This window comes from Ornithinibacillus bavariensis (genome assembly GCF_050433565.1).
Classification (GTDB): Bacteria; Bacillota; Bacilli; order Bacillales; family Amphibacillaceae; genus Ornithinibacillus; species Ornithinibacillus bavariensis.
Map to the genome: position 1 here is coordinate 373,759 of NZ_JBNPWZ010000001.1, position 21,012 is coordinate 394,770.

Sequence of the window (21,012 nt, forward strand, 5' to 3'; positions counted from 1 at the left end):
GGTAAGCAGTTTGTATCTGACGAGTAGAGAAAGAAAAATAATAGAATTTTTGGCTCAAGAACAAGGAGTTGTTTCGGTAAAGGAAATTGCAACTGTTTTAGATGTTAGTGAGCGAACAATCCATCGTGACCTAAAAAATATTGTCGAGGTTTTATCGGATTATCAACTTGAAATCTCGAAGAAATCTGGAGCAGGTATTAAGCTTTCCGGGTCAATTGAAGCAAAGCATAAACTACTGAAAGCGATTGCTGGTTTACCGTTGATAGAATTCACGCCAGAAGAGCGAAGAGCTATCATTTTATCTACACTTCTCGAAGCAAAAGAACCGATCAAACTGTTTACCCTTGCAAATGAATTGTTTGTTACCATTGCAACAATTAGTCATGACTTGGACCAAATAGAGTTAGAGCTTAAGGAATATAATCTAGAGCTAATTCGTAAACGTGGGTATGGTGTAGAAATTATTGGTGAAGAGATTAAGAAACGTGCAGTTTTAAGTCAAATCATTACCAAATACGTTGAACCATTTACAATCGTTTCTTTAGGAAATAAAACCGAAGCTTCCAATAGAAATACGCCCTCGGAATATATTTCGGCTCGCTTACTTGAGTCCATTGACATGAAAAACATTCTAGTCATTCAGTCTGTAGTGGAAAAGGCAATCAAGAAGCTTCCACATGAGCTTGCAGACAATTCCTATATTGGCCTGGTCGTGCATCTAGCACTAGCAATAGAAAGACTACAAAAGGGTGAACAAATTACGTTCGGATCCGATTATTTACAGCAAATTGTACAAACGAAAGAGTATGCGATTGCAAAACGGATTATCCAAGACTTAAAGCTGACATTATCAATGAATATTCCAGAAGATGAAATTGGCTATATCACGATGCACTTGATGGGTGCAAAGCTGCAGCTTAATCAAGATTTTTTTATTGAAGATTCCAGTATGGATATTGCAATAAAAGCAGCAGAATTAATTCAATATATCGAAGTACAGTTGGAGCTGAGCTTAAGTGAGAATACGTCCCTGTTAAAGGACTTAGTTGCCCATTTAAAGCCAGCTATTTATCGATTAAAGCAAGGTATGCCAATAAAAAACCCCTTATTAGATGTAATAAAAAGGGATTATCAGGAATTGTTTTGGTTAATAGAGCAAGGGGTGAAGGATACCTTTTCTGAATTGGTTTTTCCAAAGGCAGAAATAGGATACCTTGTCCTGCATTTTGCTGCAGCCTTATTAGATAAGAGCGATACACCAATTCGTTCACTAGTCATTTGTTCGAGTGGAATAGGTACTGCAAAGATGTTGGCAACGAAGCTATTACAAAAGGTACCTGAGATAAAGCAGGTGGATCATAAATCCTTATTTGACATAGATGAGCTGAACCTAGAGGAATACGACCTTATCATTTCTACTATTCCATTAATGGATATTGGTCGTGATTATATAGTTGCCTCGCCAATGCTTACGGAAAGAGAAATTCAGCAAATCCAGAAAACAATTCGATCAAGGAAAATTCAATCCAGTAAACCAAAGGACTACCCTTTAACTAAAACAAGTAATGGGGCTGGACAATATAATTTTATTCACCAACTAAAAGCTACACAGATATATTCGAATATGATTATAGCGCTATTAGAAGACTTTCAGGTTCAGAGAATTGAAGAAAACCTCCATATGGAGGGAGTATTACTGAATATTTGCAAGCAGCTGGAAGGGTTACATATTGTACAGCATGCTTCTAGTGTCCATCGTCAATTACTAAAACGTGAAGAAATTGGTGGTTTAGGTATCCCGGGAACAACCTTGGCACTGTATCATGCAAGATCGAAGGAAGTGCTAAGGCCATGCTTTCATGTTTATCCTTTAAAACAATCAAAACGTATTAAAGGAATGGATGGGGAGCAAGTAGTAGTGAATACCGTTCTATTAATGCTTGCACCAGAGAATACAAGTAATGAAGTTTTAGAGATATTGAGTTTTATAAGTAATTTAATTATTCAAAGGGACGAGAATTCACGTCTATTTGAATCAGGAAATGAAGAGAAAATCAGAGAATTTCTAATTGAACAGTTTCAGAAATTTTTCAAGGAAAAAAATCTATTGTAGGGAGTGCATCATGATTGGTTAAAGAAGTGCTGTCAAAGGAAAATATTCATTTAAATATGGAATTTAACAATAAAGAGGAAGCGATTCGCTATACTGGAGAGATTCTTTATAAAAATGGCCATGTACAAAAAAACTACATTGAAAAAATGCTAGAACGGGAGAAACTATCCTCGACCTATTTAGGTAATCATGTAGCTATTCCTCATGGGACAGAAGATGCAAAATTGGAGATTGTGGAAACAGGGATTTCGGTTGTAACTGTTCCGAACGGTGTTGATTTTGGAAACGGCAATATCGTCAAAATTTTGGTAGGTATTGCTGGCAAGGGTGATGAACATTTAGAGGTGTTATCGAAAATAGCAATTGTTCTTTCGGAGGAATCCAATATTGAGAAAATCCTGACAGTACAAACCAAAAATGACATCTTACGATTATTCCAAGAGGTGAATTAAATGCTTGCAGTACATTTTGGAGCTGGAAATATTGGTAGGGGATTTATTGGTGCATTGCTTTATCAATCCAGCTTTCATACGCTATTTGTAGATGTGAATGGGAAGGTAATTGATGAGATTAATCGTAAACAAAAGTATGATGTTGTGTTAGCCGATGAAAAAAAAGAAGTACTTACAGTTCGAAATATTTCAGGTATTAATAGTATGATAGATTCTGAGAAGGTCGTTCAAGCAATTGTGAATGCAGATTTAATTACTACTGCAGTTGGCCCTAACGTACTAGAATTAATTTCGGAACTTGTGGCAAAAGGACTTCAGGAAAGGTTGCACAAAAATCCAAAACCAATTAACGTCATTGCTTGTGAAAATATGGTCGGTGGTAGCGATATTTTGAAGGAGCATGTTTATAAGCATATTGCAGAAAAAGACCATGGAGAATTGAATAGTTTAGTAGGTTTTCCGAATGCAGCAGTGGATCGTATTGTTCCAAATCAAATGAATCATGATCGATTAGAGGTCTTAGTTGAGCCATACTTTGAATGGGTAGTTGAAAAAACTGCTTTTAAAGGCAAGATACCAGAAATTACTGGAATTACTTATGTGGATGATTTAAAACCATATATTGAGCGGAAGCTTTTTACAGTGAATACTGGACATGCAGTTCCTGCATATATTGGTCACTTGATGGGATATCACACCATTTATGAGGCTATGCAGGATAGGTCGGTATTAGAAATATTGGAAGGTGCGTTAGGCGAATCAGGTGAGGCAATCATTCAAACATATGGGTTTAATAGGGCTGTCCATCAGGAGTACGTTTCAAAAATCATTAACCGTTTTAAAAATCCACATATATCAGATGATGTTGCAAGGGTTAGCCGGGGCCCTATTCGTAAGCTTGGTCCTAATGATCGGTTAATTCAACCTGCCAAAATGTACTGGGAAATAACCGGTAAAAGTCCAATAATGCTTGCAAAGGTAATAGCCGCAGCACTGATGTATTCACATGAAATGGATAGAGAGGCAGTTGAACTTCAACAACTGATAGAAAAGCAAGGGTATAGGCATGCGTTAGAAAGAATTTCAGGTCTAAAATCAGACCATGCCTTGGTACCAATTATTATGAAAGAAATGGAAAATATAAATGCCTATATACGGGGCTAGGAGTATAGAATATTAATTATTAGTTCGGTACAAAGAACGCACCAGAAATATACTACGCCCTTATTACCAGAGGCAACATCTGCTCCAAAACTATTAGACTTTGTACTACCCATGTGGTTGGTGAGCCTCCTTGTTCCTCCCTCCAAAGGGGTCTCACCGATGCCCTTTCTTCCGCTAAATCTTCTTATTTATCCTCCGAAAAAACAGTGGATTATTGGTCATCTGAGTTAATTGTTTTTGTTTTGTCATAGCCTCATCTATATGTTTTATTTTGAAATATAATTGTAATCAAATATGTCATTGCTTTTTGGGTAGAATGTTGTATGATTAGTTAGAGATTTTGAACTTCTAACGATAATGAAGACATAGGGTGAACACTTGTGGGACGAATGAATACACGCGAGTTTAATATTGAAGGATTTAATGACGAGATTTTTGAAGTAGTTCACCAATTAGGTGAACTTCGAGATTTAGAATTAGAGAACTATATTAGTGATTTAATCAGAAGATCCGATGCTGTTCGATTTGCTAGAGAAATTCTTCGATACCTAGAGATGATAAATGAGATTAGTACAAAGCTATCGGATAAAGATAAGGTAAGAAATTGTACATCGATTAAAAGTTTAAGTGAAGGTTTGAAATCAAGGAACCTTACGCCAATGGAGAGGCGCTATATTTACGAGGAGATATCAGATCTTATTCGTGATATGGAATCGATACGAAGCTACTGGAAGCAGAAAACAATCACTGGGCTAAAGTATATGGGGGCAGGAAGTGCAGTGATTGCTGCTGGGCTCTTTTTACGAAAGAAAAAGAAATAAAAGCCATCTTCTAGATATGGAAGGTGGTGTTTTTTATGTGAATAATAGGATACTAGAGTACATGTAGGCGTATCGAAGAAAATTGTTAGTGTAAGCTATCCCTTGATAGAGGCTCGTTCTTGAAACCAATCAGCAGTGCTAGGTAGTTCCATTTAAACATGAACATATTGATAGATTTCTTGAAACTGTAGATGTTGATTTAAATAAACAGCTATTTCAGATACTATTTCTATTGCACTATACTACCATTGTATGGTACTTTTTTACTATAGACTAAATATTTTCTACTACTGATAAAGGCAAACTATTTGAAAAAATAGGACGCAAAGCCTAGGGTCTAAAGCCATTTTTGGTTATGATCGCCTGGTTACCAAAGAAGTAAAACTGTATAGATACAGGGCTATTCTTTATCAGAATGGCCTTTTCTATTTTACGAACAGGGGGGACACAGAATGCAGGAAGAGAGAAGTAAAGCAATTACAAGCCTTCTTAATGGAGCAATTACAGCAGTTAAAAATACAATACCCATTCAGCATGAAATTAGCAAACCACAAATGTCTGAGAGTTTTCTAAAGCTTCACTTTGGAGTATTAATTGGGATTACCGGAGATTTGAAGGGAAAGCTGATCTTATCTGGGGAGTCAGCTGTTTTTAGTACGATTGGTGAATCGATGTTTGGTATGCCAGTTCAGGATGACATGCTTGCCTCATTTAGTGGTGAGTTAGGCAATATATTAGCTGGTGGAATATCGACAACCATTATACAAAGTGGCATAAAAACGGACATTACTTCACCTACTATTATAGAGGGAAGTACTACAATATCTGGTTATGAAAAAGCAATTCACTTACCAGTTATCTTTAACTCGACAGGTATTTTAAATATTTTCTTATTAGTAGATTAGTCGTAAGAAACGCAAGGTATATTCAAATACATAGGAAATGAAGAATAAACTTACATAAAAGGGGTTTACTAGCATGAAAATCAAGTTGAGCAGAAAAAGACATGGTGTACAAGGAAAACACCATTTTCGAAATATTTCAATTGGATGGAAATATGGACTAGTATTATCCGTAGTATTAGTATTGTTCGGCATATCCTCAATAATAGGGGCAGTACTTGTTTCTAATATTGGAAATAATGTTAACGCACTTGATCAAAGTGATAACCGTGCACTAAATATGACTGAATTAGGGTCATTAACCCGTGCGAAAAGTATCCGGATTGTAAATTTCTGGGCAACAGCAGATCCCAATCTTATTAGGGAATATGAAGAGTACAGCGAGGAGTTTAATGTCTTAGTAGAGAAACTCCGCCAAGAAATCAATGATAAAGGAAACTTGGAGCTACTTGAGCAAATTATCGAAAATGACAAATTACTGAATGAATTATTTACAGAAAATATTGTTCCTAGAGTACAGGAAGGTAATTCTACTTCTGCTGAATATCATGTTATTCAAGCCAACAAGATTCGAAGCGAAATGGTAATCATGCTTGATAACCTTAAGGAAATCACAATAAAAGATCGTAATGAAGTAGTTATAGAGACCCAAAAGAGTCAGCATCTAACCTTTATAGTACAGCTAGTTTCATTAATTGTATCAACTATCATTGGGATTCTACTAGTTCTGATTATTAGTAGAGCAGTCTCTCGAAACTTAAATAAGGTAGTAAAAGTTAGTGATCAGATTGCTTCGGGTGATCTTGCTGTGGAGCAAATAGATTATCAAGGGAAAGACGAGATTGGTAGATTATCCCGTTCTATTAATGATATGAGTACAAATCTACGCGAGATGATTAAGAATGTTACACATGTTTCTGAATTTGTTACAAGCCAGAGTGAGGAGCTAACACAATCCGCGAATGAAGTAAAAGTTGGTTCTGAACAAGTTGCGTCTACTATGCAGGAATTAGCAGCTGGAACAGAAACGCAGGCTAATAGTGCAAGTGATTTAGCAAATGGTATGTCACAGTTCTCTGTCAAAGTGAAAGAAGCAAGTGAAAACGGTGGAGTTGTAAGAGAAAGCTCACAAAAAGTATTGACCATGACAGAGGATGGAACGAAGCTGATGGAAGATACAACTAGACAGATGTTAAAAATTGATCAAGATGTGAGAGATACCGTTAAAAAAATGAAAGCGTTAGATGATAAGACGAAGAAAATTACTGAACTGGTAACGGTTATTCGTGATGTTGCCGATCAAACGAACTTGCTTGCCTTAAACGCAGCTATTGAAGCAGCACGAGCTGGAGAGCATGGAAAGGGTTTTGCTGTAGTAGCAGATGAGGTTCGTAAACTGGCAGAACAAGTTTCCGTATCTGTTACAGATATTACAGAAATTGTGAATGGTATTGAAGAGGAATCTAAGGCCGTATCTGAATCCTTAACCGTTAGCTACGAAGAGGTAGAACATGGAACTGTACAAATTGCTGCAACTGGGGAAACACTAATGAACATTAAGAAGGCTGTAAATGAAATGACTGATAACATCTCCACTATTACTAATAATCTGACGGAAATCGTAGCAGGTAGTGAAAAAATGCAACGTTCTATCGAGGAAATTGCAGCAATATCTGAGGAATCAGCAGCAGGTGTTGAAGAGACCTCCGCATCAACAGAACAAACAAGCAGTATCATGGAGGAAGTAGCAGGAAGCTCGGAGGAACTAGCCAAACTTTCAGAGGAACTATCAGGTTTAGTGCATAAATTTAAGTTGTAATGATTGATAGATTTAGACATCAGCGCTTAGCTTAAAATATTAAATAGAAGGAAGAGGGACCGTCATGGATACAGATCAATATTTAGAAGTATTCTTAGATGAGAGTCGAGAACATCTGCAAGCGATTAATGATAATCTACTAAGATTAGAAAATGAACCAACAGAAATTGATATTGTTCAGGAGATATTTCGCTCTGCACACACGCTAAAAGGAATGTCAGCAACAATGGGTTACGAAGATATTGCCTCGCTTACCCATCAAATGGAAAATGTTCTGGATAAAATTCGCCATCATGAATTAGAGGTATCTACAAAGGTTATCGATATCACTTTTTCAGCGATAGGAGCACTTGAGGAAATGGTTCAGTCTGTCAGTGATGGGAATGATGGGAAAAAGGATGTTACTGCTTTAGTATCTCAATTACAAGAATTAGAGAATGGGAAGGTAGCAACTACTGAAGTAAGTCTAGAGAAAGGTGAAGAATTACCTTCTCTTTCTATCCAGTTAGATGAATATCAATCAACAGTTATCTCGCAGGCAATTAGTAGTGGGTATCACCCTTACCAAATCACCGTTCAACTTAATGAGGATTGTGTATTAAAAGGACCTCGTGCCTATATGGTATTTGACAATCTTGAAAAAATTGGTGAGGTAATTAAAACGAATCCAGAAGTAGAGGAAATTGAAGAAGGAAATTTTGAAAATACCTTTACCCTTCTTTTTATTACGTCTGAATCAAAAGAAACGGTCAAGAAAACGATAGAACGAGTTTCTGAGATACATCATGTGGAATTACAAGATGTTTCCCTAGAAAAAAAGACGGAGAAGAAAGAAAATGAAACGACCCAGTCCTCAGAAAAGGGAAAACAAGAACAGAATAAGCCTAAGCACTCGAAAACAATTCGTGTCAATATCGAACGTATTGATGGACTGATGAATCTATTTGAAGAAGTCATTATAGACCGCAGTAGATTAGAAGATATATCCCATCGTTATCATGATCAAGAACTTAGAGAAACAGTAGAAAATTTAGCCCGTGTGACAGAGAACATGCAAGGTATGATGCTTGCTATGCGAATGGTGCCAATTGAGCAAGTGTTTAATCGTTTTCCACGCATGGTCCGTGATTTATCCAAGGAATTACATAAAAAAATAGCTTTGGAAATTGAGGGTAGTGAAACCGAGTTAGATCGTACGGTCATTGATGAAATAGGCGATCCATTAGTACATTTGATTCGTAACTCTCTTGACCATGGTATCGAATTACCAGAGGCACGAAAGCAGAGTGGTAAATCGGAAGAAGGAAGAATATCTCTAAAAGCATACCATAGTGGAAACCATGTCTTTATTGATATTGAAGATGATGGTGCGGGTATCAATCGGGAAAAAGTAGAGGCTAAGGCAATCGAGAACGGCCTTATTAGTCCTGAGAATTCTAAGCATTTAACTGATGAAGAGGTATATCACCTGATATTTGCGTCAGGATTTAGTACCGCTGATCAAATTTCCGATATTTCTGGTCGTGGCGTTGGACTAGATGTTGTAAGGAACAAGATTGAGTCTTTAGGTGGTTCGATTGAAGTGAAATCAGTACCTGGAAAAGGAAGTAAGTTTTCTATTCAGTTGCCTCTCACACTTTCCATCTTATCAACGTTACTAGTAAACGTTGGTAATGAGAAATTTGCGATACCACTTTCTTCTATTATTGAGACGGTGGCTCTTGGTGATAAGGATATTAAATATGTACATGGTCAAAAGGTACTGGACTTCAGAGGACATATTGTTCCTTTAGTGTCCTTGCAAGAGGTTTATGGAGTATCAGGGCAAAGTGAAGCCAGCAATTCTGCTGTCATCATTCAAAAGGGAGACAAGCAAGCAGGCTTATTAGTAGATTCGTTCTTAGGTCAACGGGAGATTGTTTTGAAATCCTTAGGTAACTACCTAAAGAATGTATTTGCTATTTCTGGCGCTACTATTTTAGGAAATGGTGAGGTTTGTTTAATTGTGGACCCAAATGCTTTGGTGAAATAAATGATAGGAGGCCTTGAAATGGAAGAAACAATGAAGGTAATTGTATTCAGCTTGAGCGGTCAACGGTTTGGGGCGAATATTCAACAAGTTATTTCAATTGAAAAAATGAAAGAAATTACTAAGGTTCCAGGTACATCTTCTTTCATAAAAGGGATTTTTAGCTTTCATGGTGAAACAGTTCCAGTGCTTGATTTAAAGGAACGTCTACAAATGGAACAAACAGCACAAACAGATTCCAATCGTATTATTGTTGTGAATATCGATAATATTCAGGTTGGATTGATAGTGGATGCTGCAACAGATGTAATAGACATTGAAATGGAGATAATCGAAGACGCTAAAGCAATGGGTGGCGTTATTCATAAAGATTATATCAAAGGTGTAGCAAAACTTGCGAATGAATTATTAATATTATTAGATTTAGGACGAGTATTAGCACTGGAAGAAAAAGAAGAGCTACAAGAAGTTTTAGCTAACTAAGTGGAGGTACCTCATGGCAAAAGTATTAATTACAGACGATGCTGCATTTATGCGAATGCAGCTGAAAGATATTGTTACTAAATTAGGACATGAAGTGGTAGGGGAAGCGGAAAACGGCCGTATAGCAATTGAACAGGCGAAGGAATTACAGCCAGACCTAATAACGATGGATATAACAATGCCTGAATTAAATGGTGTTGAAGCTACTAGAGAAATTAAAAAGCTCTTACCAGGCGTAAAAATTATTATGTGCTCTGCAATGGGACAACAGGGTATGGTAGTGGATGCCATTCAAGCCGGAGCGAATGATTTTGTTGTAAAACCATTTAATCTTGATCGGATTAAAGAATCCTTCGCAAAAGTATTATCTTAATTTTGGTTTGCTTTTTCATAAGCTGAACTAGATTAGACTATCTTCGTGGAGATTCCAGATAGTCCAGTAATACATAAAAGTACTGTCTAGATTAGTGAAGAATACAGCTCTCATGAGAAGTGTTGAACAGGATAGTTTTAGGAATATGTAAAAAAATACACTTAGGTAGAAGGTTGTTAAATACGATAAAGATTTGAAACCAATAAAAGAAAGTTAAACATCTGGTATTAAAGCCAGATGTTTTTTCTTTTTTCTGTAATAGGAATGGCAGAAAGAAATATAGTTATACATTATATTAGTATAAACCATTGAATTATCGAAAGATTGATGTAAAATAGGTATTAAGTAGCAGTAATTTAATAATAGAATGTTGAAAAAGGCAAACTATTCGAAAGAGTAGGACGCAAAGCCGAGGATCTAAGGTGCATCAAGCATGCCTATGATAGCCTAGCTGCCAAAACGTTTGTTTCTTTTTGGCTATTCACTTATTTGAATAGTCATTTTTGTTATATAGAGGAAGGTTTATAATATTGTATTTCACATAATTAAAAGTTTACACCCGGTTTCTTACGTAATTACGTTTGATTTGAAATGTTTATTATGTTATCCGTGAATAAAGCGGACTCTTTTACCTGGGGGTGAAAATGGTGGAAATAATTAATAACAGATATCGGATAAAAGAGCTACTAAAACAAGACAAGCTAGCCACACATTATTTAGTGTATGATATGCGAGATGATAATAAGGTACTTTTATTACACCTATTGAGTTCAGAATACTCACCCAAATCAATTATTGAATTTTTCATTGATAGGTTTATAGATATAAAGAACTTGACTAATAGAAGAATTGTTAGAAATTATAGCTTTAATTCCTTATCCTATGTAGATAAAGAGAGACAAGCAGAGCCACAATACTTCTATACTTCTGATTACCATGACAATGCAGAAGAGTTATTTACTGTAATTGGTCGAATAAACTTCCGTCAAAAGATGGATTTGTTCCTAGATTTATGTTCGGCGGTGTACTATTTGCATCAAAAAGGCTTTGTATATGGGGCACTGAATTGGGATAACTTGAAAGTCTTAGCAGAAAATGGAGAGTATCATATTCTACTTCAGGATATTGCTACTGTCGAGGGTAGAAAACTTCTCCAGGAAGAAAAGATGGAGTATACTTTCTTGATTTCACCCCAGGTTTTAGCGGGGATGAAGCCAAATGTCAAATCAGATATCTATTCCTTAGCTGTTATTCTATTAGCTATGCTTTGTGGAAAGCCATTTTTGTACAGTCCAATAGATGAGTTATCTCAGTTGTCATTAGAAACGAATGACCCCAATATATTACAATTAATTTCCTTACTTGAAAAATTGCTTCATAAAGAGGGATTTGAATTCGATTCTGTTTATGACGTTATTGAAGAGTTAAATTTATTATTGCATACGAATTACTCTATCGTTCATAAAGAGGAGTATGAGGGGTTGAACATTTACACCAAATTAATTGGTAGAGAAAATCAAGTAAATGCTATTTTACGTGCCTATGAAAAAATGGTTTCTTATCAGTCAGGAAATCGAATCTTTTTTGTGCAAGGTACCAATGGAATTGGGAAGACACGCTTGCTACAGGAAATTAACTTCTTGTTTGATCTTAGTAAAGCTAGCGTTTATTCGAGTTTTAGCTTGAATGGTCTTGCAGATGGCCACAATAAAGTCTGGATAGACATTTTTAAGAAGTTAATAATGGAAACGGATCAACATATTGTTGAAAAATATAGTGTTGAGTTAGGGAAGTATTTTCCAGAATTAACGGAGAAGAATGTAAATGTCCATCATAAGAATGAAGAGATATCCAAGTATCGCTTTTTAAATCGAATTTCAGGCTTTATTAGTGAAAGTATCCAAAACCGTCCGACAGCATTTGTTATCGATAATATACATTTAGCTGACGATCTTACCATTGATACATTTCATTATTTGTGTTCCGAGGTTCTAGAAAATACAAATTTAACATTGATATTTTCGTGTGACGACAGCGAAGCTTCCTGGAATTCTGTTGCCTTGGAATTTGTTAGTAATATGAAAAAGAGACCAGATTCGGAAACGATTCGGTTAGAGCCTCTTAATGAAGCGGAAACTGGTGATATGATTCAGTGTATATTGACAATGCCGTTTGTTCCGAAGAATTTGTCACGTAGAATTTATAGTCAATCCTATGGTAATCCTTTGTTTATCACCGAAATTATGAAGGATCTCTATAGTCGTCATATTATCTATATACATGAGTCTACAGCTAGATGGAATATTGATTTGCCGGAGGAAAGCAACTATAGCTTACTGGAATTACCAGATAGTGTAGAACAAGCACTAGTAAACCAGCTAAAGGATATTGATTCCTTTAGTATAGAGATACTAAAGGTTATTTCTATTTTTCAAAAACCAATTTCCATGGAAATGATTGAGCAGTTTATCTCTTCCTGCAACAGTTTAGAAGAAAGCTTAGAAATTCTAGGAAAAAGAGGTGTCATCCAACGTCTAATCGGTGATAGCTCCTATCTATATGATTTTCGTAGTAAGGTATTGAAAAATATTGTTTATGACAAGGTTTTGCCAGAAGAAAAAATTGAAAAACATCGCAAAGCAGCAGCAATGCTGGAGGAAAGGTTAGAGCTATCAACCCTCACTAATTATGATGAACTAATTTATCACTATGGTCAGGCAAATGAGATTTCTAAAGTGAAAGCCTACTATCGATTAAATGCAGCTAAAATGAAGTCTCTCCATAATACGAAGGCTCAAATTGATAACTTAATTTGTATTCTAAATTTAACCGAAAATCAGAAGGAAAAAACAGAGTTATTAATAGAAATTGGTGCACTACTTGCGGATACAGGTGATATTCCACTAGCACTTGAATATCTTCATGATGCGGAAGATTTATCAACCTCTGATAGATTTGCAAGAAATATCGTAGATGTGTATCTAAATTTAGCAAATGCTAATCTTCTCTTATATGCCAATGACAAGGTATTGGAGTATATTAATAGAATTGAACAGGTACTGGATAGTAATCCAGATGAAGAGGCTCGATTAGATATAAAGCGTATCCGCGCCCTATTATTATTAGATGAGAATTACCTTGCAGAGGCAAGAGACTTATTAATTGAGGTAATTGAAGAATGCGGAGAGCGATTTAATAAAGTAAAAGGTAATGCCTATCGAACGTTAGGGTTTATCTATGTCCATACCGGAAAGCCTGAAAAAGCTTTGGCAGCATACCATGAATCGATTCGTGCATTAGAGAAAATTGACTATACAAGAGGTGTATTACTGGCACTCAACAATATTGGTGCCGTTTACGCGGAGGTTTATGAAGATTTTGATAAAGCGATGGAATACCATCTGCAAGTTAAAAATTTAAGTGAAGAATACGGCATTTTTACTAGTGAAGTCTTTGGTCTTATTAATATTGCCGAAGCTAATTTGAATAAATATGATTTTGAAACTGCCTTTGATCATTTCAATATAGCACTTAAAAAGGCAGAGCGCTATAAGATGATTCAAGAAAAATTCATGCTTTTGAACTTTTTAACCTTAGTAAGCCTAGAAATGGATCGTTTTTCAGACGCCTTTCATTATTATAACCGTTTAAGACAGGACATAGAAGAAAATCCAAACAAAGGCTTTGATATTGGTAGTTTTTATAATACTTGTGCAAAGCTATTTCAAGTACTTGGCAATTATGAAGAAGCGGATTATTATAACAAGAAGGTAATTGCCTTTCATAGTGAACATGAGCATATTTCAAAGTATACATCAAGTTTGAATATGCTCATTAATCAACTGAGAAAGAGTGAAGGACGGAATCATTCCTATTTAGTGAAACAAATCCAGTCCCTATCAGAAAAAATTACAAATAAACAGATGAATATAGAAAGCATATGCGATGTGATCTTCATCCTTTGCCATAAAGGCGACTATACTTTAGCTAAAGAGCTATTAATCAAGGTTCAACAGAATATTCGGAGGGATTCACCTGGTCGATTAATATCCATTTTTCAGCATGCACAAGGTATCGTAGAGTTTGGTATAAATCCAAAGATGGCAATACGTTACCTTGAGAGCAGCTTAGAGTTGGCAAAGGAATCTAAAAGTAGAGAGCTTATTTCTCGTATAACAGCTGATTTAGGTGCATGTTACTATACCTTAGGAAAATATTACGATGCGGCTAACTATTTATTAGAAAGTGTTGAAAGTATAAAAACGTTATTAGGACAACTGCCAAAGGAAAACCGGGTGAATTTTATTAATGGGCGATATTTTGCTAATGTATTTTATCAACTGGAATTAATTGGAAGGTGGATCTTTTTACAGGAAGAAATTCCTCAAGAAAGTGATACGGCCCCTAAATTAGTTACTTCACTAGATGAGTTAGAGGATTTACTGCGTACGAATGACATATATGCATTTATTCATAATCATGAATTTATGTACTATATTCGTACGCGGCATATGAAACGGTTGTCAAGTGGCATTTTGTCAGAGCAAGATATTCTGAGAAATCTGGACAGTGATGACGTGAAAAATCTTGATATGATTGGAAAATATCTTGCTGGTGGAACCCTAGCTACGAAGGGATTAATCGTTTCCGCGGAAAATGGACACAATTTAACGGTTCTGTCTTCAACAGATGGTAATAAGCAGTTTACGGTGAACATGTCCATATTTAACCGTGTACGCACAACCCAAAAACCATTTCTATTCGCAGAATCGGAGAAGCAGGATAAAATGGAACATAATTTACTTCTGAATGATAAACGCGCTGTTATGTGTATTCCAATTATTAAGTTACAAGCAGGAAGGTTAGAGGAGCGCAATACAATTCTAGGCTATATTTATTTAGAAACGGATAAAATGGTTAATAATTTTAACCAACGCGGACTTGATTTGTGTACTGAATTAGTGGGCCTTTTAGCGTTATTATTAGAGAAACGCCAGTTAATGCTAACGGCATCTATTGATAAGCTAACAGGTGCATTAACAAGAAAATACTTAGAGGATACCTTACAAAATACGCTAGACTTTTCCAGGAAAAATGGAAGAGAATTTAGTATTATTATGTTTGATTTAGATAAATTCAAGGGTGTTAATGACAGATATGGACACCAAGTAGGTGACAAAGTACTAAGAGAGGTTTCCTCGATTATTTTAGACAACCTGACTGGAAATCGTACCCTAGGACGCTATGGGGGGGAAGAGTTTGTTATCATATTACCTACAACAGATGTGCTAGAAGCTAAGGAAGTTGCAGAATCGCTTCGAAAAAAAGTACAAGGTAGGCAGATTCTAGGTGATAAACAAGACATTACCCTTAGCATGGGCATTGCAACATATCCTGAACATGGACAAACAGTGAGAGAACTTATATTGAAGGCAGACCAGGCACTGTATGTTGCAAAGGAAAATGGTAGAAATAATTCACAAACATGGCAGAAAGATTTTGAGAGTAAGGCAAAGCCTGCAAATAAATTAACAGGAATTATGTCTGGTGATGAAATTAGAGATGCTCGGAATGTGTTGGCGCTTGTGGAGCTGATTCAGCTAACAAATAAAAATATTAGTCAGCAGGATAAAATATACAAGTTCCTCGGTCGTATGATTGAAATAATGGAAGCACAATATGGGTATGTTTTCTTAACAAGCAATAATTCCATAACTAAGCAATTTGGTAGAAAGACACAAGTAGAAGAATGGGTAGAAAACGTTGCTTATAATCAAGAAATTATACAAAAAGTTATTTTAAGTGGACAGGGACTATACCAGATTGATTGGGAGACAACGGATAAAATTAATATGGTAAACGGACTACCAGATTGGGATTCTATTCTTGCTGTTCCAATTATGTCAGCCGGGAACATGAAGGGCGTTTTGTATCTTTCTGCCCCGACAAGATTAAAAGAATTTGGTACAGATGAGCTCAATGTATTAAATGTGTATAGTGATTTAATTGCAACTATATTATAAATGGAGATTTTCTTATAGATTAAGAGGCTTTTACTGTTCAAACTTTATTAAAGGCTGTATGAGAAGGAGATACGTTCACTCCTACCCATACAGCCTTTTTATAATACTCTTTCTATCGTATAACCCTTTTCCTCTAAAATAGAGCGGATATGTGGCTCTAATAATAGATGTAGGCTTCCAACAATAACGAGATAAGTATCTCCACTATCTTCTTCTAAAAATCCCGCAATTTTTTCAGCCATTTTGTAGTTACGCTTGTCGTTTAATGCTTCCATAAATGCCTGTTCCTCTGCTGAAGGATTTCCATCCTCATCTATTAGGTAGGAAAGCAGCGCCTCACTATCCCCATTCACATACAGGGAGAATAATTTCTCCATTTGACTACCATAGTCATCGATATCAACTAACGATTCTTCAAGCATTTGTACTTGATATTCAGGAGTTGTATCTGCAAAAAGGCTTAACTGCTCTTCTACTGTTTCCAGTGCAATAATTTTCTTTTGATCACGTTCTGCACGATCTAGAAAATACATATCTACCCCTTCAATATAGCCAAGTTCTTCATTCATTAATTGTTGTATTAATGTAGAGTGAAACCAGGGCTGATACATACTAAACATATCTACCGAGGAATTTAGTTCGCTATACGTATTCTTCAGTTTGGCGTAAAGGCTACTAATAATATTATCTTCAATACTACTTCCGTCAGAATACGTTGCTAGCTCCAAATATAGTGCTTGAGTTTCTAATAGGTTAATATTATTTAAATCAATTTCTGGAACAATAATATCCGCTTCCGCATATGCCTCTTCTATTTTTTGATTAAGAGGGAAAAATGCTTCTGTTGCAATATGAATGGTGCCTTGAAGGTAGACGGTTGTATTACCGTTATCCACCTTCCATAAAAAGCCACCAGGTCCATCTGGCTCCCCTCTTACCGCAACCATTACCTTAGAATGAACGACGATATTTTTTGCCTCAAGCTTTGCGATAGTGGATTCATCATAAGGATTTCCGCCAATGCTTACCTCCTTAAGACTATCCATCTTCACTAGTGGTGAAAAATCTAATATTCTATTATTCTCTAAGTTAAGATTTGTTACTTTATCCAAATACTCAAGACCATCAATAGATTTAATTCGGCTATTGGATAGATTTAAACTGGTAATTTTCTGTAATGCCTCTAATTGGATATCGCCCTCCGGTTGATTGATTTCTTCACGAATGAGTTGCTCCAGCTGATAATCAGAAAAAAGCACCGAATTTTCCTTTTCATTTGCCTGACAGGACACAACAACAAATAGGATTAACAACAGTACAAGATGACTAAAAAAACGCTTCAAAAAATCTCCCCCAATCTGTTTAAAAATTACTAGTATTATTTCACATAACTATAACAGCCTCAGCAAAAGTGAGCAATAAACTGCAAAATTATTCATGGAATGATGCAGTTATCTTGAGCTGAGATATGTTTTCAAGTATCATTACACTTTAGTGAAAATTATTGGATCAAGACAGCGGAGATGATTAGATTGAAGGGAATATTTCAAACAAAATGGTCAGTAATAGCAATTGCCATTTTTTGTTCATTGCTATGGGGTAGTGCTTTTCCAGTATTAAAGGTCAGCTATGAGGAACTACAAATTGCACAGGATGATGTCATTGCAAAAATAGTATTTGCGGGGATGCGATTTCTTCTTGCCGGAGTTATCGTATTAGTATTTTTATTCGTACGTAATTGGAAACAATTATTGGTAACCAAGAAGCAATTTATTGTATTAATTTTACTAGGGGTTGTCCAAACCTCCTTACAATATTTCTTTTTTTATAATGGTTTAGCGAATGTATCTGGAATGAAAGGAGCAATATTAAATTCAGCAGGCACGTTTTTTACCGTAATTCTGGCACATTTTTATTATCGTAGTGATCGGATGAATTGGCAAAAAACCGTGGGGCTTCTTACGGGATTTATGGGAATAATTGTTGCGAATTGGGGGAAGGATTTTGGAACTACCTTCCAGTGGGACGGGGAAGGCTATATGATTTTATCTGGTCTAACCGCTGCCATTGCAACAATTATGGCAAAAGAACTAGCTTCTGGCATTCACCCATTCGCGATTACTGGATGGCAATTATCGTTAGGTGGCCTTATCATGTTAATGGTTGGCGTACCCGTTATGTCTAAGGGTGCTATTATTTTTACGCAGTTTGGCTTTGGATTGTTTATCTATTCGGCACTACTATCCTCTGTAGCATTTACGCTTTGGTATTCATTACTAAAATACAATCCTGCGGGTGAACTAAGCATGTATAAATTTATCGTTCCTGTGTCAGGAGCAGTGATGTCTGCTATGACTATCCCAGGAGAAAAGCTAAACTTTTTCATAATCGTTTCTATCGTATTAGTTGCTATCGGAATAATTGTTGTCAATTATCATGGAAAGAATAATATCGGGCGAGCATCTTAACAATAGTTATATAAGAGTGAGAATTTTTTCTAATGTCACTTAATGTTGAAAAAACACTAAAAATAATTCTTTTGGACTATTTTTCTGACATTTATTGTTAGTTTATTGATTCTAAATACCCCTATTTATAGTGATATTTCCATTTAATGGAATGGTACAATCTGGTAAAAGTAAGACTTATTTACTATTAATGTTGGTATAGGAACTTTTACCCAATTGACACATTATTTTTTTCATTTAAAATACTAAAGAGTACATAAATAAAGGGGAATTGACAAGATGAAAAAAATACTTGGAGTTATTGGAATTATTTTTATCATGGTGCTTGCAGCGTGTAGCTCACCTGAAGCGGATGAAGTTTTAGAGTACCATAATGCTATGGCAGAAAATATTAATCCGAAGATAGACAAAATTGATGAACTTTATACAAAGGTTGCAGCAGCTGCATCTGACGAAGAGGCACTAGAAGTTTTTGATAATGAATTAGTTCCACTTATTGGTGAGATAAGAGATTACTATGATTCACAGAAGGTAGAAAGTGATGTTGCAAAGGAATATCATAAGTTGCATTTAGAATTAGTAGATGCGATGGATAATGTTGTTCAAAAAGAAAAGGAATATTTGTCTGCATTTCTAGATGAAAATTCTACGGAAGAGGATATTCTTGCACTTGAGGAAGAATTAGATGAATTAACGGAAGTTGCAGCAGAAAAAGACAAGGCTGTATCAGATCACTGGGATTCATTAATTGAAAAATATGACTTTATTGAGGAAGAAGAAGAATAAACAATTTATTTAAGAGACTGTTAGTCTGGGAGATACATAGGTAGCTCCTAGCTAATGGTCTTTTTTTAGTTGAGCAACCATAATATAATACCTATGGATAAAAAGAAAATTGAAGCTATAGTTCTTTGCAGGCTATCAAGCATTTGAGGCATGACGATATGACCATCAATATTTCTGAGTATTGATATTTTACTGAAAATGTGGGAAAATATGGTTGTAGTCTTTACCTTTTGCTTACGATGATGAAGAGGGGGAATAAAATGTTAGTAAAAAATGATTATGTTAATAAAAAGGATGTCGTTTTTGTAAGGGAAAATGACAGTTTAGAAGTAGTCACGAAGACACTGGAAGACTCTGGTTACCGCTGCATACCTGTGTTGGATGAAGCAGGTGAGAAGTATGTTGGAAATATCTATAAAGTGGATTTACTAGAGTTTGAGATTGACCACTCATTGGTAGGTACACTTCAACAATTAGTAACAGATAAAGAAGGCTACATAAAGGAAGATGACCCTTTCTTCAAAGTTTTTTCTTCCATCAAGAAATTACCATACCTTGCTGTCGTAAATGAATCGATGGAGTTCTTAGGAATTCTAACGAATGGAAATGTCCTTCAAGTACTGGAAAATGCCTGGGGAGTTCATAATGGAAGCTATTCGTTTACCATAGGAACTATTGAGTATGCAGGTGCACTTCAGAAGATGCTGAGGATAGTAAATAAATACTGTAACGTTCAGAGTGTAATCTCCTTAAATAATAACTCCCAATATGTTCGAAGGGTATGTATTGTACTCCCTATAGAAGTGGATGAGGAATTAATGGAAAAAGTAAAGGATGACCTGGAAAAGAATAATTTTACAGTAACAGATGTTGAGAAGCTAAACTAGGAATGCCCGAGGCTGTTGGAATAGACTCCAGCAGCCTATATTTATTCCTATATGGAATTTCACAGACTTCATATTGCTTTTCGGGCTAAATGATCGGCATGACTATTTTCTTTTTCTGGTATCCATTTAATAAAAAAATAAGGAAATTTAGCTGTCAACTCGCGAATTTTCTCAAGGAAGGGAAGAAATGTTTTATTCTTGGTAAAATCGTTATCGATGACACGAACAACAGTTTCTGAATCCGAACGAAAAGATAAGATTTCCCCTGGGAATTCCTGTAGACAAATTTCAAGTGCTTTTAATACTGCATAAAACTCAGCTTCATGATTGGACATTTCCCCAAGTGGAATGCTATATTCAAATGTTTTGTTTTGAGCTTTAATGTAAATACCTGCACCACTAGCACCTGGATTACCTCTCGATGCACCATCCGTGTATACCTCTATCAATATATACCATTCCTTTAAAATATCTTGATTTTTACAATGCAGTCTAATTCTAGCAAGTATTCAAGTCGTAGTCCAGTATACATGGCGGTCCTCATTTTAAGTGGAATAGTGGAAGTAAAAACACTTTTGTCTTTTTGTAAATATACTGAAAGTTAGGTTGATTAGGTTACACATTCAGAAGAAGCGGCTAATTATCGAAATCGCTTAATGATGGGAAAGTGGAACAGCCCTTATTCGTTTCAT

At 35.8% G+C, this 21,012-nt stretch carries 15 protein-coding genes and 2 riboswitches; of the genes, 13 read left to right on the top strand and 2 right to left on the bottom strand.

All coding sequences use genetic code 11. The features are described from left to right. Positions 1–10: 10 nt before the first annotated feature. From HNR27_RS01690 to HNR27_RS01735, 10 genes are all read left to right on the top strand, one after another. Positions 11–2,113: a BglG family transcription antiterminator gene (locus HNR27_RS01690; protein ID WP_429338532.1), complete on the top strand. Its 2,103-nt coding sequence runs from the start codon at positions 11–13 to the stop codon at positions 2,111–2,113. Positions 2,114–2,127: 14 nt separating this feature from the next. Beyond that, complete coding sequence (locus HNR27_RS01695; RefSeq protein WP_429338533.1) at positions 2,128–2,565, top strand: PTS mannitol transporter subunit IIA; 438 nt, start codon at positions 2,128–2,130, stop codon at positions 2,563–2,565. Beyond that, a complete protein-coding gene (locus HNR27_RS01700) occupies positions 2,566–3,729 on the top strand; it encodes a mannitol-1-phosphate 5-dehydrogenase (RefSeq protein WP_429338534.1) in 1,164 nt (387 codons plus the stop codon). 380 nt (positions 3,730–4,109) lie between these two features. Beyond that, entirely contained in the window at positions 4,110–4,550 is a 441-nt protein-coding gene (locus HNR27_RS01705; protein ID WP_212920512.1) for a hypothetical protein, read from the top strand. A 288-nt stretch (positions 4,551–4,838) separates the two neighbouring features. After that, positions 4,839–4,925, top strand: a riboswitch (cyclic di-GMP riboswitch). A gap of 77 nt (positions 4,926–5,002) precedes the next feature. After that, the gene (locus tag HNR27_RS01710; protein WP_212920513.1) at positions 5,003–5,455 is read left to right on the top strand and encodes a chemotaxis protein CheX; all 453 of its coding nucleotides are present in this window, start codon (positions 5,003–5,005) and stop codon (positions 5,453–5,455) included. Between the two features lie 73 nt (positions 5,456–5,528). Further along, entirely contained in the window at positions 5,529–7,271 is a 1,743-nt protein-coding gene (locus HNR27_RS01715) for a methyl-accepting chemotaxis protein (protein WP_429338535.1), read from the top strand. 64 nt (positions 7,272–7,335) lie between these two features. Continuing rightward, entirely contained in the window at positions 7,336–9,303 is a 1,968-nt protein-coding gene (locus HNR27_RS01720) for a chemotaxis protein CheA (protein ID WP_429338536.1), read from the top strand. A gap of 18 nt (positions 9,304–9,321) precedes the next feature. Beyond that, the gene (locus HNR27_RS01725) at positions 9,322–9,783 is read left to right on the top strand and encodes a chemotaxis protein CheW (RefSeq protein WP_212920516.1); all 462 of its coding nucleotides are present in this window, start codon (positions 9,322–9,324) and stop codon (positions 9,781–9,783) included. A 13-nt stretch (positions 9,784–9,796) separates the two neighbouring features. Then, entirely contained in the window at positions 9,797–10,156 is a 360-nt protein-coding gene (locus HNR27_RS01730; RefSeq protein ID WP_212920517.1) for a response regulator, read from the top strand. A 368-nt stretch (positions 10,157–10,524) separates the two neighbouring features. Continuing rightward, positions 10,525–10,615, top strand: a riboswitch (cyclic di-GMP riboswitch). A gap of 185 nt (positions 10,616–10,800) precedes the next feature. Further along, positions 10,801–16,179, top strand: coding sequence for a diguanylate cyclase (locus tag HNR27_RS01735; protein ID WP_429338537.1), 5,379 nt, complete (start codon positions 10,801–10,803; stop codon positions 16,177–16,179). Positions 16,180–16,277: 98 nt separating this feature from the next. Here the strand turns inward: HNR27_RS01735 and HNR27_RS01740 are convergent, their stop codons facing one another. Then, a complete protein-coding gene (locus HNR27_RS01740; RefSeq protein ID WP_429338538.1) occupies positions 16,278–17,522 on the bottom strand; it encodes a TraB/GumN family protein in 1,245 nt (414 codons plus the stop codon). 189 nt (positions 17,523–17,711) lie between these two features. Here HNR27_RS01740 and HNR27_RS01745 point away from each other — a divergent pair, with 189 nt between their 5' ends. From HNR27_RS01745 to cbpA, 3 genes are all read left to right on the top strand, one after another. Further along, positions 17,712–18,647, top strand: coding sequence for a DMT family transporter (locus tag HNR27_RS01745; protein WP_429338539.1), 936 nt, complete (start codon positions 17,712–17,714; stop codon positions 18,645–18,647). Between the two features lie 279 nt (positions 18,648–18,926). Beyond that, positions 18,927–19,433 (top strand): YiiG family protein, encoded by a 507-nt coding sequence (locus HNR27_RS01750; RefSeq protein WP_212920521.1) that lies wholly within the window; start codon positions 18,927–18,929, stop codon positions 19,431–19,433. A gap of 260 nt (positions 19,434–19,693) precedes the next feature. After that, on the top strand, positions 19,694–20,320 hold the full coding sequence (cbpA, locus tag HNR27_RS01755) for a cyclic di-AMP binding protein CbpA (RefSeq protein WP_212920522.1): 627 nt from the start codon (positions 19,694–19,696) through the stop codon (positions 20,318–20,320). 68 nt (positions 20,321–20,388) lie between these two features. On the opposite strand, the gene HNR27_RS01760 is transcribed toward cbpA, so the two are convergent. Next, complete coding sequence (locus HNR27_RS01760; RefSeq protein WP_429338540.1) at positions 20,389–20,769, bottom strand: reverse transcriptase-like protein; 381 nt, start codon at positions 20,767–20,769, stop codon at positions 20,389–20,391. Between the last annotated feature and the right edge of the window lie 243 nt (positions 20,770–21,012).